The 14,154-nt window shown below is 70.1% G+C and carries 13 protein-coding genes; 6 read left to right on the forward strand and 7 right to left on the reverse strand.

Annotated elements, in window-relative coordinates; translation table 11 throughout:
* Positions 1-144 precede the first annotated feature (144 nt).
* Both AC0QTQ_RS12585 and uraH read right to left on the reverse strand, forming a co-directional pair.
* Positions 145-1,377, reverse strand: a complete 1,233-nt coding sequence (locus tag AC0QTQ_RS12585; RefSeq protein WP_121533367.1) for a urate hydroxylase PuuD — start codon at positions 1,375-1,377, stop codon at positions 145-147.
* Between the two features lie 137 nt (positions 1,378-1,514).
* Positions 1,515-1,871 carry a hydroxyisourate hydrolase gene (uraH, locus tag AC0QTQ_RS12590; RefSeq protein WP_480256858.1) on the reverse strand — a complete coding sequence of 119 codons (357 nt, stop codon included), beginning with the start codon at positions 1,869-1,871 and terminating at the stop codon, positions 1,515-1,517.
* A gap of 114 nt (positions 1,872-1,985) precedes the next feature.
* On the opposite strand from uraH, the gene puuE reads away from it, so the two are divergent.
* The 3 genes from puuE (at position 1,986) to AC0QTQ_RS12605 (ending at position 4,823) form a co-directional block, all read left to right on the forward strand.
* Entirely contained in the window at positions 1,986-3,401 is a 1,416-nt protein-coding gene (gene puuE / locus AC0QTQ_RS12595) for an allantoinase PuuE (RefSeq protein WP_480256859.1), read from the forward strand.
* Entirely contained in the window at positions 3,398-4,228 is an 831-nt protein-coding gene (locus AC0QTQ_RS12600; protein WP_121533136.1) for a bifunctional allantoicase/(S)-ureidoglycine aminohydrolase, read from the forward strand. Before puuE ends, AC0QTQ_RS12600 begins: the two co-directional genes overlap by 4 nt.
* 103 nt (positions 4,229-4,331) lie before the next feature.
* The gene (locus tag AC0QTQ_RS12605; protein WP_480256860.1) at positions 4,332-4,823 is read left to right on the forward strand and encodes an ureidoglycolate lyase; all 492 of its coding nucleotides are present in this window, start codon (positions 4,332-4,334) and stop codon (positions 4,821-4,823) included.
* On the opposite strand, the gene AC0QTQ_RS12610 is transcribed toward AC0QTQ_RS12605, so the two are convergent.
* Both AC0QTQ_RS12610 and AC0QTQ_RS12615 read right to left on the reverse strand, forming a co-directional pair.
* Positions 4,824-6,086, reverse strand: a complete 1,263-nt coding sequence (locus AC0QTQ_RS12610; RefSeq protein WP_480256861.1) for a glycerate kinase type-2 family protein — start codon at positions 6,084-6,086, stop codon at positions 4,824-4,826.
* A gap of 142 nt (positions 6,087-6,228) precedes the next feature.
* Positions 6,229-7,797: a bifunctional metallophosphatase/5'-nucleotidase gene (locus AC0QTQ_RS12615; protein WP_480256862.1), complete on the reverse strand. Its 1,569-nt coding sequence runs from the start codon at positions 7,795-7,797 to the stop codon at positions 6,229-6,231.
* 171 nt (positions 7,798-7,968) lie between these two features.
* Here AC0QTQ_RS12615 and AC0QTQ_RS12620 point away from each other — a divergent pair, with 171 nt between their 5' ends.
* The 3 genes from AC0QTQ_RS12620 to arsC are packed head-to-tail and all read left to right on the forward strand — an operon-like array spanning position 7,969 to position 9,694.
* Positions 7,969-8,307 carry a DUF952 domain-containing protein gene (locus AC0QTQ_RS12620; RefSeq protein WP_480256863.1) on the forward strand — a complete coding sequence of 113 codons (339 nt, stop codon included), beginning with the start codon at positions 7,969-7,971 and terminating at the stop codon, positions 8,305-8,307.
* Positions 8,304-9,362, forward strand: a complete 1,059-nt coding sequence (locus AC0QTQ_RS12625; protein WP_480256864.1) for a quinone-dependent dihydroorotate dehydrogenase — start codon at positions 8,304-8,306, stop codon at positions 9,360-9,362. Before AC0QTQ_RS12620 ends, AC0QTQ_RS12625 begins: the two co-directional genes overlap by 4 nt.
* Positions 9,353-9,694 (forward strand): arsenate reductase (glutaredoxin), encoded by a 342-nt coding sequence (gene arsC / locus AC0QTQ_RS12630; protein WP_480256865.1) that lies wholly within the window; start codon positions 9,353-9,355, stop codon positions 9,692-9,694. The genes AC0QTQ_RS12625 and arsC overlap by 10 nt, the downstream gene beginning before the upstream one ends.
* Positions 9,695-9,840: 146 nt before the next feature.
* Here the strand turns inward: arsC and AC0QTQ_RS12635 are convergent, their stop codons facing one another.
* From AC0QTQ_RS12635 to AC0QTQ_RS12645, 3 genes are read right to left on the reverse strand one after another with little or no spacing between them, the layout of a single operon-like run.
* Positions 9,841-11,922: a 3'-5' exonuclease gene (locus tag AC0QTQ_RS12635; protein WP_480256866.1), complete on the reverse strand. Its 2,082-nt coding sequence runs from the start codon at positions 11,920-11,922 to the stop codon at positions 9,841-9,843.
* The gene (locus AC0QTQ_RS12640; protein ID WP_121533121.1) at positions 11,919-12,314 is read right to left on the reverse strand and encodes a response regulator transcription factor; all 396 of its coding nucleotides are present in this window, start codon (positions 12,312-12,314) and stop codon (positions 11,919-11,921) included. The genes AC0QTQ_RS12635 and AC0QTQ_RS12640 overlap by 4 nt, the downstream gene beginning before the upstream one ends.
* Before the next feature lie 13 nt (positions 12,315-12,327).
* Positions 12,328-14,154 (reverse strand): DUF294 nucleotidyltransferase-like domain-containing protein, encoded by a 1,827-nt coding sequence (locus AC0QTQ_RS12645; RefSeq protein ID WP_480256867.1) that lies wholly within the window; start codon positions 14,152-14,154, stop codon positions 12,328-12,330.

Raw genomic sequence — 14,154 nt, forward strand, 5'->3', positions numbered from 1 at the left:
CGAGTCTTAGTGGCGCGGGCTGGACGCTGCAAGGGCAGCCGGCAACAGTTGATGCCGCAAGCGCGGCAAAGCTGCCTCCTGCGGCCGACAGCAAAACGCCCGCCCCGGGTGGGGCGGGCGCGAAAACGGACCGTAAGGCGCGGCTCAGCCGCGGGTGGCGGCCTCGTACCAGTCGCGGATCACCTTGCGCTCCGAGGCTTCCATGAAGCTCAGGTTGCCCGGCGGCATGGCATGGGTCAGCCCCGCCTGCACATAGATCTGATGCGCGGCCCGCGCGATCTGCGCCGGGGTCTCCAGATGCACGCCCTTCGGTGCGCGGGTGATGGCGTCAAAGCCGCCCGGCTCGGTCGCGTGGCACATCGAGCAGCGGCCCAGAACGATGTCGGTCACCTGATCGAAGCCCGCGGCCTGCGCGAAGCGCGCCTCGATCGGGCTCAGCGCCGCTTCCGTGTCGTCGCCCTCGCCGGTGCCGGTGAAGGTCGAGAGCCAGACGCAGATCAGGAACAGCACCACGGTCACGCCCCAGGTCCACCACGGCGCGCCCTTGTGCGCGTGATGGGTGTTGAAGAAGTGCCGGATTGTCACCCCCATCAGGAACACCAGCGAGGCGATCAGCCAGTTGTACTCGCTCGCGAAGGCCAGCGGGTAATGGTTCGACAGCATCAGGAACACCACCGGCAGCGTCAGGTAGTTGTTGTGCGTCGAGCGCTGCTTGGCGATCTTGCCGTATTTCGGATCGGGGGTGCGGCCGGCCTTCAGATCGGCCACCACGATGCGCTGGTTCGGCATGATGATCAGGAACACGTTCGCGGTCATGATCGTCGCGGTGAAGGCGCCAAGGTGCAAAAGCGCCGCGCGGCCCGAGAACACCTGCGTATAGCCCCAGGCCATCGCCACCAGGATGACATAGAGCAGCACCATCAGCGTGGTGCTGTTCTCGCCGAGCTTCGACTTGCACAGCAGGTCATAGAGGATCCAGCCGATCGTCAGCGAGCCCGCCGAGATCGCGATCGCGCCCCAGGTCGGCAGATCCATCACCCGCGGGTCGATCAGGTAGAACTGCGATTGCGCCCAATAAAGCAGCATCAGCATGGCAAAGCCCGACACCCAGGTCATGTAGCTTTCCCATTTGAACCAGGTCAGCTCGTCGGGCATCCGCTCGGGCGCCACCATGTATTTCTGGATGTGGTAGAAACCGCCGCCATGCACCTGCCAGGCGGCCCCGGTCACCCCCTTCGGCGCGCCCGGCTCGGGCCGCAGGCCAAGGTCCAGCGCGATGAAGTAGAAGGACGACCCGATCCAGGCGATGGCGGTGACGACATGCAGCCAGCGCACCGCGAACTGCGCCCACTCGAGCAGGAAGGTATAGTCGAACATCATGTCCCCGTGTTCTTTTTCCGACAGCATCGGCCTGCGCCCCCACCCACGCAAGCCTCGGCGGGCCTGAGCCCGCCCCCCTCGGACGCGCGCCCCGCAAACGGGCGCCGGCGCCGGAAAATCAGGCAGATGTCAGATCAGCTGCCGCGATAGGTCGAATAGCCGAAGGGCGAGAGCAGCAGCGGCACATGGTAATGCGCCGCGGGCTCGGAAATGCCGAAGCGGATCGGCACATGGTCGAGGAACAGCGGCGCCGCCCCGGCCTGCCCGGTTTCGCGCAGATAGTCGCCGACCTCGAAGACCAGCTCGTAGACCCCGGTCGCGAAGGCCTGCACCGGCAGGATCGGCGCATCGGTGCGCCCGTCGGCGTTGGTCATCGCCTCGGCGATCTGCTCGCGCTCGCCCGCCTCGATGCGGAACAGCGCGATGCGGATCCCCTCGGCCGGGCAGCCGCGCGCGGTGTCGAGAACATGGGTGGTCAGATATCCGGTCATCGCGGCTCTCCTTTGCGCCGACTATGGCGCGCGTCCCCGGCGCCGGCAAGCACCCCCTTGCGCCCGCCCGGCAATCGTCCTTTGATCGCGCCCGAAAAATTCCCGGAGGCTCAGATGATCCGCTATCCCCGCGACATGCGCGGCTACGGCCCCAATCCACCCGATGCGCAATGGCCCGGCGGCGCGCGCGTCGCGATCTCGCTCGTGCTGAACTACGAAGAAGGCGGCGAGAACTGCATCCTGCACGGCGATGCCGCGTCGGAAGCGTTCCTGTCGGACGTCGCCGGCGCCGCGATGTGGCCCGGGCAGCGCCACTGGAATATGGAATCGATCTACGAATACGGCGCCCGTGCCGGGTTCTGGCGGCTGCACCGGCTGTTCACCGCGATGCAGATCCCGGTGACGATCTATGGCGTCGCGACGGCGCTTGCGCGCAACCCCGAACAGCTTGCCGCGATGCAGGACGCCGGCTGGGAGATTGCCTCGCACGGGCTGAAATGGGTCGAGCACAAGGACATGCCCGAGGCCGAGGAACGCCGGCAGATCGCCGAGGCGATCCGGCTCCACACCGAGGTGGTGGGCGAGCGGCCGCGCGGCTGGTACACCGGACGCTGCTCGGCCAACACCGTGCGCCTGACCGCCGAGGAAGGCGGCTTCGACTGGATCTCGGACACCTATGACGACGACCTGCCCTATTGGCTCGAAGTGGGCGACCGCGACCAGCTGGTGATTCCCTACACGCTCGAGGCGAACGACATGCGTTTCGCCACCTCGCCCGGCTGGATCGAGGGCGAGATGTTCTTCCAGTATCTGAAGGACAGCTTCGACACGCTCTATGCCGAAGGGCTCGAGGGCCGCGCCAAGATGTTCTCGATCGGGCTGCACAACCGGCTGATCGGGCGCCCGGGCAAGATGGCCGGGCTGAAGCGCTTCCTCGATTACGCCAAGGCGCACGAGGGCGTGTGGTTCGCCCGCCGCGGCGACATCGCCCGGCACTGGGCCGCCGTCCACCCGCATCACCGCATCGAGCGCCCCTCGCAGATGGACCGCGCCCGCTTCGTCGAAGCCTGGGGCGGCATCTTCGAGCACAGCCCCTGGATCGCCGAGCGCGCCTATGACCTCGAACTCGGCCCGGCGCATGACAGCGCGGTGGGGCTGGCGCATGCGCTCGCCCGGGTGTTCCGCACCGCCACGCCCGCCGAGCGTCTCGGCGTGCTGCAGGCCCACCCCGACCTCGCCGGCAAGCTTGCGCAGGCGAAGCGGCTCACCGCCGAAAGCACCGCCGAGCAGGCCTCGGCCGGGCTCGACGCGCTGACCGACGCCGAGCGCGCCCGCTTCGAGGCGCTGAACACCGCCTATACCGTGAAATTCGGCTTCCCCTTCATCATCGCCGTGCGCGACCATACGAAGGACGGCATCCTCGCCGCCTTCGAAAGCCGCCTCGCCCATGATGCCGAGACCGAATTCGCCGAGGCCTGCCGTCAGGTCGAACGCATCGCCACCCTGCGCCTGAAGGAGTTGCTGCCGTGACCGGCTATTACGCCCCGAAAGGCGGCCTGCCGCCGCAAAGCGCGCTGATGACCGGCCGCGCGATCTTCACCGAGGCCTATGCGGTGATCCCGAAAGGCTGTTTCTCCGACATCGTCACCAGCTATCTTCCGGGCTGGACCGACACCCGGCTGTGGCTCATCGCCCGGCCGATGTCGGGCTTTTCCGAGACCTTCAGCCAATATGTGATGGAGGTCGGCGCCGATGGCGGCTCGGACGCGCCCGATGCCGACCCCGGCGCCGAGCATGTGCTCTTCGTCACCGAGGGCGAGATGTGGCTCTCGCTCGACGGGCAGGAATACGAACTCGCGGCGGGCGGCTATGCCTATATCCCGCCCGGCACCGAGTGGCGGGTGAAGAACGGCGCCGACCACCCGCTGCGCTTCCACTGGATCCGCAAGCTCTACGAGCGCGCGCCCGGCCTGCCCGCGCCCGAGGCCTTCGTGACGAACGAGCGCGAGATCGCCCCGGTCGCGATGCCCGACACCCAGGGCCGCTGGGCCACCACCCGCTTCGTCGACCCGACCGACCTGCGCCACGACATGCACGTCAACGTCGTCACCTTCCAGCCCGGCGGGCTCATTCCCTTCGAGGAAACCCATGTGATGGAGCACGGGCTCTACGTGCTCGAGGGCAAGGCGGTCTACAAGCTCAACCAGGACTGGGTCGAGGTCGAGGCGGGCGATTTCATGTGGCTGCGCGCCTATTGCCCGCAGGCCTGCTATGCCGCGGGGCCGGGCCCGTTCCGCTACCTGCTCTACAAAGACGTGAACCGCCACGCGCGGCTGCGCGGCCCGTTTTCGCGCTGACCGGGCCGGGGCCCAAAGCCCCGCCACTCCTTCTTCTTGGCCCAAATACCTCGCGGGGGTCCGGGGGCGCGACGCCCCCGGCCTCCCGGACCGGAGCCCCGACATGCAGATCACGACCGAACCCCTCACCGCCGAGGCCTTCGCCCCCTTCGGCGAGGTGCTGGAGGCCGAAGGCGCCCCCGACCGGATCATCAACGCCGGCATGTGCGGCCGCTTCCACGACCGCGCGACACTCGATTTCGGCACCGAGACCGGTGGCCGGCCGGGGATCTCGATCTTCAAGGCGATCCCGCGCGCCCTGCCCTATACCTTCGATCTGCTCGAGCGCCACCCCGAGGGCAGCCAGGCCTTCGTGCCGATGACGGCGGACCCGTTCCTCGTCATCGTCGCCCCCGATGTGGACGGCCGCCCGGGCCGGCCGCGCGCCTTCGTCACCTCGGGCGCGCAGGCGATCAACTTCCGCCGCGGCACCTGGCACGGGGTGCTGACGCCGCTGGCCGAGCCCGGGCTTTTCGCGGTGATCGACCGGATCGGCACCACGGCGAACCTCGAAGAGGTGATCCTCGCCCCCCCGGTGACGGTCACCGCCCCCTGATCAGGCGATCAGCACGGCGCGGAAATCGTTGACATTGGTCAGCGTCGGCCCGGTCACCACCTGCGCCCCCGCGGCGCCGAAGAAGCCATGCGCATCGTGGCGGGCAAGCGCCGCGCGCGCATCGAGCCCCCGCGCCGCCGCCTCGGCCAGCGTCGCCGGCCCGATCAGCGCACCCGCCACCTCGTCCGCGCCATCGACGCCATCGGTGTCGCAGGCGATCGCCCAGATCCCCGGCGCGCCGTCCAGCGCCAGCAACGCCGCCAGCGCGAATTCCGCATTCGGCCCGCCGCGGCCATCCGCCCCCGCCAGCGTCACCGTGCATTCGCCGCCCGAGAGCAGCACCACCGGCGGGTCGCCGGGCCGCCGCGCCGCCGCGATCTGGCGCGCCAGCGCCGCCTGCGCAGCGCCCTGCACCGCCGCCTCGCCCTCGATCGCGTCGCCGAGCATCCGCACCGCGCAGCCCGCCGCCCGCGCGACCTCCGCCGCGGCGGCCAGCGACTGCGACGGCGCCGCAACGATCCGGGTTTCGGTGCGCGCCAACCGCGCATGCCCCGGCGCGATCACCCCCGAACCCTTCGAGAGCGCCGCGCGCACCGCCTCCGGCACCGCGATACCATAGCGCGCCAGCACCGCCCGGGCGTCCTCGACGGTCGAGCCATCGCCCACCGTTGGCCCCGAGGCGATGAAGGCAAGGTCGTCGCCCGGCACGTCGGAAATCACCAGCGCCAGCATCCGCGCGGGCCAGGCGGCGGCCGCGAGCTGCCCGCCCTTCACCGCACTCAGATGCTTGCGCAGGGTGTTGATCCGGTCGATCGGCGCCCCCGAGGCCAGCAGCGCCGCCGTCACCGCCTGCTTCTCGGCGAGCGTCAGCCCCGGCACCGGCGCGCACAGCAGCGCCGAGCCGCCGCCCGAGATCAGCGCCAGCACGAAGTCCGCCTCTCCCAGAGAGGCCAGCAGATCGAGCATCCGCCGCGTCGCCGCGACGCCCGCCGCGTCGGGCACCGGATGCGCCGCCTCGACGATCTCGATGCCGCGGCAGGGCCGGCCATAGCCATAGCGGGTGATGACCAGCCCCTCGCAGGGGCCCCAGGCGGCCTCGACCGCCTCGGCCATCCGCGCCGAGGCCTTGCCGGCACCGACCACCACCACCCGCCCGCCCGGGCGCGGCGGCAGCGCGGCGGCGATCACCCGCATCGGATCGGCCGCGGCCACGGCCGCATCGAACATTGCGCGCAGCAGCGCGGGCGGGGTCAGCGCAGCCATGCACAGGCCTTCCGGCAAGATATGGTCGGGCAGGTCTTCGCTCGTGTCATCGCATCCCTCCAGGGCCACAGGTTTGCCCGCACGCCCCCGCCGCGCAAGAAAAAACGGGGGCCGAGGCCCCCGTCTTCCGGCGTGCGCGGGCTCATTCCTGCGTGATGCGCCCGTCGAGCTTCGGCGTGTAAGGCCCGACTTTCGCAAGATATTCCGCCGTCACATCGGCCAGATCGGGGCCGAAGTCATAGGCCTTCATGCCCTCGGCCGCGAACATCTTGAAGCCGTCGCCGCCGTTGCGGACATAGTTGTTCGTCACCACGCCATAGACCTTCTCGGGATCAAGCGGCACCCAGCCACCGTCCTGCGCGACCTCGACCGACAGCACCCGGCTGCCCGCGGGCTTCTCGGCACTCCACGTGTATTTCAGCCCGGCGACCTGCGGGAAGCGGCCCGCCCCCTCCTCGACCTGGCTCAGCCCGTTCTCGAGCGCCGCGCGGATCGTCGATCCCTTCGCCTCGAAGGTCGAGAGCGTGTTCTGGAACGGCAGCACGGTCAGCACCTCGCCCATCGTCACCGGCCCGGCGTCGATCGAGGCGCGCACGCCGCCGCCGTTCTGGATCGCGATGGTCACGCCCTGATCCTTCACCCGGTCGAGCATCGCCTCGGCGATCAGGTCGCCCATCTCGCATTCCTTCACCCGGCAGCTGTCACGGCTGCCGTCGATCTCGGCCGCGGCCTCGGCCACCACCTTGGCGCGCACTTCCTCGAGGGGCTTGGCCATCTCGGCCACTTCGGCCGCGATCTTCGGATCGGGCACCACCGAAGCATCGAGCAGGATCGGCTCGCCCGAGGCGGCGGTCAGGTTGCCCGCGTCGTCGAAGGTCAGCACCAGATGGCCCAGATATTTCGAATAGGCATAGGCCGAGACCACCGGCACATTGCCGACCATCGTCGGATAGGCCTCGCCGCCCGGGCCAAAGAGCGTGTGGCTGTGGCCGCCGACGATCGCGTCGATGCCGGGCACCGCGGCCGCGAGCGCCTTGTCCTTGACGAAGCCGGTGTGGGTCAGCGCCACGATCTTCGTCACCCCCTCGGCTTCAAGGGCCGCGACATCCGCCTTCAGGCTCTCGGCCTCGTCGTGGAAGATCACGTTCGGCCCGGGCGAGGAGGTCTCGGGCGTGTCGACGGCCAGCGCCGAGACGATCCCCACCTTCTCGCCGCCGACATCGAGCACCAGCGTCTTGTGGATCTTGCCCTTCAGCTCGTCCGAGCGGCTGAGATCGAGATTTCCTGACACCATCGGAAACCCGATGCTGCCGGTGAAGGCCGCCAGCTGCGCCGGGCCGTCGTCGAACTCGTGGTTGCCGACCGCCATCGCCTGATAGCCGATCGCGTTCATGAACGCGGCCGTGTCCTTGCCCTTGTAGGTGGTGTAGAAGAGCGAGCCCTGGAACTGGTCGCCCGCATCGAGAAGCAGCACGTTCTGACCGGCCAGTTCGGCGCGCATCTCGGCCACCTTCGCCGCCACCCGTGCGATGCCGCCAAAGCACTTGCCCTCGCCCTCCTCCTCGGCGCTGCAGGTGGAATCGTATTTGTTGATCGATTCGATGCGGCTGTGCAGGTCGTTGGTGTGCAGGATGTGCAGCGTATACTCGGCCTGCGCGGTGCCCGCGCTGAGCGCAAGCGCGGCGACCGTGGCAAGAAGACGGGCGTTCATGAAAACCTCCGGGACAATGTCACATGGGCGTTACTGTGGCGTCACACGGTCCTGCGAGTCAAAGCCGTTGACGCGGATCAGCCTGTTTTGGCCAGCTGACAGCCGCGTGACAGTCCGGCCTGCGGCGCTGCGCGGGATTGACCGGCCCGCGGCCGGAGGGCATGAGAGGACATGCTGATTTACAAGATCTTCCGCCGCCCCGAATGGGATGCCTTCCGCGCCGCGGGCGAGACCGCCGGTGCCCCCGTCGACCTTGCCGACGGGTTCATCCATTTCTCGACCTCCGCCCAGGTCGTCGAGACCGCCGCGAAACATTTCGCCACGGAAAGCGACCTCGTCCTCGTGGCGGTCGCGGTCGAGCCGCTCGGCACGGCGCTGAAATGGGAGCCCTCGCGCGGCGGCGCGCTCTTCCCGCATCTCTATCGCCCGCTCACCCTTGCCGATGTCGCCTGGGACACCTCCCTGCCGCTCGGCGTCTCCGGCCATATCTTCCCCGAGGTGCTGCTGTGAATTTCGTCGAACGCACGGGCCTTGCGCTGATGCACCGCTTCGATCCGGAAACCGCGCATGGGCTGTCGCTGATGGCGCTGCGCGCGGGGCTGGCACCGCTGCCGGGCCCGGTGCACTGCGCCCGACTTGCCACCGATCTCGCCGGGCTGAAACTGCCGAACCCGGTGGGGCTGGCCGCGGGCTTCGACAAGAATGCCGTCGCCCTGCCGCAGCTGATGCGCGCGGGCTTCGGCTTTCTCGAGGTCGGCGCCGCCACCCCGCGCCCGCAGCCCGGCAACCCCAAGCCCCGGCTGTGGCGGCTGACCGAGGACCGCGCCGTCATCAACCGCTTCGGCTTCAACAACGAGGGGATGGAGGCGATCGCCGCCCGCCTCGCCGCGCGCCCGGCGGGGATTCCGGTGGGCCTCAACCTCGGCGCGAACAAGGACAGCGCCGACCGCGCCGCCGATTTCGCCACCGTGCTGCGCACCGCGGGCCCGCATCTCGACTTCGCCACGGTGAACGTGAGCTCGCCCAACACCGAGAAGCTGCGCGAGCTGCAGGGCAAGGAGGCGCTGGCCGCCCTTCTGAAAGGCGTCGTCGCGGCGCGGGGCGAGCTCGAGCGCCGCATCCCCGTCTTCCTGAAGATCGCCCCCGATCTTACCCCCGCCGAGCTCGAGGAGATCGCCGAGGTGGCGCTCACTTCCGGCATCGACGGCATCATCGCGACGAACACGACGCTGTCGCGCGAGGGGCTGACAAGCCCGCAGGCCGATGCGCCGGGCGGGCTGTCGGGCGCGCCGCTCTTCGAGAAATCGACCCGCGTGCTCGCCCGCCTGTCGCAGCTGACGCAAGGCCGGCTGCCGCTCGTCGGCGTCGGCGGCATCGGCTCGGCCGAACAGGCCTACGAGAAGATCCGCGCCGGCGCGAGCGCGGTGCAGGTCTATTCGGCGATGGTCTATGCCGGGCTGTCGCTCGTGCCCGAGATCGCCCGCGGCCTCGACGCACTTCTGGCCCGCGACGGCTTCGCCTCGGTCGCCGAGGCGGTCGGCACCGGGAGGGGCGCATGGCTCTGACGATCTGGCACAACCCGCGCTGCTCGAAATCGCGCGAGACGCTCGCTCTGCTGCAGGCCCGCGGGTTTGCGCCCGCGGTGCGGCTCTATCTCGAAGACGCGCCCTCCCGCGCGGAACTCGCCGCGGCACTGGCAAAACTCGGCCGCCCGGCGGCGGATCTTCTGCGCTGGAAAGAGGCCGATGTGCCCGCCGGGCTGACGAAGGCCGCGCCCGAGGCCGAGATCCTCGACGCGCTCGCCGCCCATCCGCGGCTGATCGAACGCCCGCTTGTCCTCACCGACCGCGCCGCGCGGATCGGGCGCCCGCCGGAAGCGGTGCTCGACATCCTGTGAGCGCGCGGGGGGCGCTGCGCCCCGGCCTTGCGGCCTCCCCCGGAGGATTTGCACCCGAAAAAAACGCAAGCGCCACGGCCCCTGCTTTCATCTTGGCCCAAATACCTCGGGGTGAATTTCCCGCAGGGAAAGAGGGGCAGCGCCCCTCAGCCGTTCAGGTCGCGTAGCAGCCGGCCGTGCTTGCGCACCTCGGCCACCACCTCGCCGAAGGTGACGAGCCCGCGCGCCTTCAGCGCCGGCAAGAGCTTGAGAAAGGCCTCCGCCGTCGCCACCGTGTCGCCAAGCGCGGTGTGGCGCGCCTCCTCGGGGATGGTGATGCCGAGCCGATGGGTCAGCGCATCGAGACTGTGCGGCTCATGCGCGCCGAACACCACCGCCGAAAGCAGCACCGTGTCCAGCACCGGATGGTCGAACAGCCGCCCCGCGACGAATTCCTTGCGGCGCAGGAAGTCCATGTCGAAGGGGGCGTTGTGGGCGACCAGAACCGCGCCCTCGGCAAAGCGGTGGAAGCGGCGCAGCACCTCGGCGACCGGGGGCGCGCCGGCCACCATTGCATCGGTGATGCCATGCACCGCGGTCGAGGCGGCCGGGATCGGGCGGCCCGGGTTCACCAGCGTGTCGAAGACCTCGCCCTCGACACGGCGGCCGTTGAGGATCCGCACCGCGGCGATCTGCACGATCTCGTCGCCCTCGGCCGGCAGGAGGCCGGTCGTCTCGGTGTCGAAGACGACGCAGGTCAGCGCGTCGAGCGGGGTCTGCGCCACCTCGGCCTCGCGTGCACGGGTGAGCAGGTCGAAATCATAGACCACCTTGCGCGGCACCGGCACGGGGCGGGCAAGCGCCCGGCGCGCCTCGCGCAGCGGCAGACACAGCCGCGCCCGGCCGTCCGGAAGGCGCTCGGGCCAGATCTCGCTTGCATGCGTCGCCAGCACCCGCCGCCCGGTGACCTCGGCCACACCGTGCAGCGGGGCCTCGAGCCAGGCCTCGAGCGCGCTCACCGAGACCGGCGCGCCCGCCCATTCGAGCGCGACAAGCGCCCCCGCGCCCTCCTCGGTGATCTCGAGCCGCAGCGCGTCGCGGTCGGAGAGACGGGCGGCCAGATCCGCGAGCAGCGCCACCATCTCGAACCCCTCGCAGCGCAGCAGAAGCGGCGCCGCGACCGGCAGCAGCGTGCCACCGGCCGCCGCGACCCGCACCCGCACCGCCTCGCCCAGGTCCGAGGCGCGCACAAGCGCGAGCGGCCACCAGTCTGCACGGCTCGCCTCGTGGCGCGCCGAAAGCGCGTGGATCGCCCGACCGAGCGTGCCCGCCGCCTCGAGCGCCGCAAGCCGCACCCGGTCGCGCTCGGCCCCGGTCGGGCCGGCCTCCTCGGCCAGCAGGCCGATCAGCGATTGCACCGCGGCTGCGGGGCGGCGGACGCGGTCGAAGAGTTCGTCGATCAGCTGCTCGCGCCGGGCATGCGCAGCCAGGTCGGCCGAGACATCGCGCAGCGTCAGCACATAGCCCGCGCGGCTGTGATCCGCCGACTCGGCCAGGAGCCGCATCCGCGCCGCCAGCACCCGCCCGTCGGCGACCGTCGCGCAGAGCAGGTCCGAGGCCGCATCCGGGTCCTCGGTCGCCAGCAGCCGCTCGCGGGCATGGGCGAGCGGCGCGCCGTCGAGATAATCGAAGACGCGCCGGTCGAGCCCCGGCGCATGGGCTCCGCCCAGCAGATCGACCGCCTGGCCGTTGTAGAAGACCAGCTGATGATCCGCCGTGCACAGGAGCACCCCCACCGGCACGTCGGACAGAAGCGCCTCGAGCCGGTCCTTTTCCTGGGCAAGCCGCGTCGTCTCGCGCTGCACCGCCTCGGCCAGCGCCGAGCGGGTCTCGGCGAGGCGGGCGGTGACCGCGGCCGCGGCGGGGGCGAGATCGCCGAGATAGCGCCCCGCCCCGGCATCGATCCCGGCGACGATCTCGGCATCGGTGCGGGCGCGGATGCCGCCCGCAAGGCGCTCGATCGGGCGGGCAAGGTGGCGGTCGAAGAGCGCCCCGACCAGCACGAGCAGCGCGACGAGGACGGCCGCCGCCACGGCCCCGCCGCGGATGATCGCCGCGGCCGCGGCAGGATCGGACAGCCCGCGCAGCGCGACGCCGCCACCGATGGCAAGCGCCGCGAGTCCCCCGGCCGCGAGCGCCGCAAAGAACAGGAAGACCCGCAGCCGCAGACTGAGCCGGGACAGCGTCATCCCCCGTCCCCCGCCCCGAGAAGCCTCTGAACTTCGACGCGCAGCTCATTGATTTCAAATGGCTTTGCGATGAATCCATCGGCCCCGAGCGCAAGCCCCTTGCGCCGCTCAAGGGCCGATCCCCGCGCCGTCATCAGCAGGATCCGGACATCGGCGAGATCCGCGTCGGCCCGCACCTCCTGACAGATCTCGTAGCCCGAGACATCGGGCAGCATCACGTCAAGAAGCACCAGATCGGGATGTTCGCGCCGGATCCGCTCGATCGCCCCCGCCCCGGTGGCGAGACGGGCCGGCTCGAACCCCTCGCGGCTCATCAGGAAATCGAGCGCGAGCGCGATATTGTCCTCGTCCTCGATGATCAGCACACGCGGCTTGCGCGCTCCGTCCGCCATGGGTTCGTCCTCCTCAACCGATCGCCGGCCGGGCATGGGCGATCGCCGATTGCATCGTGCGCACCACCACGAAGGCGTCGCGCAGATGCGAGCGTTCGAGGTCGCTCAGGTCCGAGGGGGCGAGGTAATTGTCAGGCTTGCGTCCGGCGCGGATCAGGTGGGCCTGATTTTCCAGCCGCACCGTCGCGATCAGGTCATAGGCCTCGATCATGTCGCGCGCATCGCCGGCCGAGATCACCCCGGCCGCCTCCGCCCCGAGCAGCCGGGCGCGGGTATTGGCCGCCGTGACCCGCCCGCGCAGCGCATGCACCCGCGCCAGATCGGTCACCGGCACCACGCCATTGTGCTTGAGGTCGATGTGGTTGCGGTGCTCGCCCGAGCGGATGGTGGCGATGCCGCGCAGCATTCCGAGCGGCGGCGTGTGCTTGAGACTGTTCGACACCAGATGCGCGATGAAGATCGGGTTCTGTGCCGCAAGCTCCAGCGTCTCGGCCTGCAGCGCCTGGAACAGCCCCGGCGCCGTGCCGCCGATCGGGCGCAGGTCGAACATCACCGAGGCGAGCATCTGCGCCTCGGGGTCGGGGGTGTCGAGCCAACTGCGGAAATAGGCGCGCCAGCGCTGCAGCGGCGCGCACCAGCGCGGGGTGGTGGCCATCATCTCGCCCGGGCAATAGACATAGCCGCAGGCGTTCAGCCCGTCCGAGACGATCTTCGCAAGGGCGGCGAAATAGGCGCTGTCCTCCTCGGTCGCGCTGTCGTCATGGATCAGGCAATTGTCCTGATCGCTGACGCCGGTCTGCTCCTGCCGGCCCTGGCTGCCGCAGGCCAGCCACAGATAGGGCACCGGCGGCGGGCCGAGCGTGGCCTCGGCCATCGCCAGCAGGCGGCGGGTGACGGCATCGGCGATGTCGGTGACGAGGCGGGTCACCACCTCGTGGCTTTGGTGGCTGCCGACGAGCTGCACCAGCAGCTGCGGGATGCGGGCGGTCACCGCCGCCATCTCATCGACCGTGACCGAGGAGACCACGTCGCGGATCAGCACCGCCGAGCTGACCGCCTGGAACCGGGTCAGGTCGGTCTGGGTGATCATGCCGACGAAGCGCCCCTCCTCGGTGATCGGCAGATGGCCGATGCGGCGCTCGAGCATGATGTGCAGGATGTCCGAGCCCAGTGCGGTGGGCGGCAGCGAGACCGGATCGGCGCTCATCACCTCGCTCACCGGGGTCGCCGGGTCGCGCCCCCCGGCCAGCACCTTGTTCGACAGGTCGCGCACGGTGACGAGGCCGAGCAGCTGCCCGTCCGCGCCGGTGACACCGAGCGAGGAGACCTGCGCGTCGCGCATCATCTGCGCGGCCTCGGTCACCGTGGCCCCGGGGCCGCAGGCAAGCGGGCGACGGGCGATCAGGTCGGCGACTTTCTGCGTGGCCAGATCCGCCCCGGGCCGATCACCGCGGCGGCGGTTGAAGAAGCGTTCGAAGGCCGGATAGGTCCGGATCAGCCGGGTGAAGGTGGGCGCCGGCAGCACGAGGATGATCGCATCCTCGGTCGCGCGGGCCTGGGTCACGGCGATGCCGCCGCGCATCAGGCCACGCTCGCCGAACGAGTTGCGCGGGCCGAGCAGCGAGACCAGCGCGCCGTTGCCGTCGGTGATCTCGACCCCGCCCTGCTTGATCAGGTAGAGCCCGCCGATCGGCGCGTCATGCACGTAGATCAGCGAATTCGCGCGAAAGACCATGCGGCGGAAGGAACCGGCGACAGACGCCAGCTCGTCACGCGGCAGGGTATCATAGGGATGGACGCTTTCCAGAAACGCGGTGATGGCCTTGATTTCGGCGTCCAT

It is taken from the genome of Paenirhodobacter sp. YD-8, from assembly GCF_056590935.1.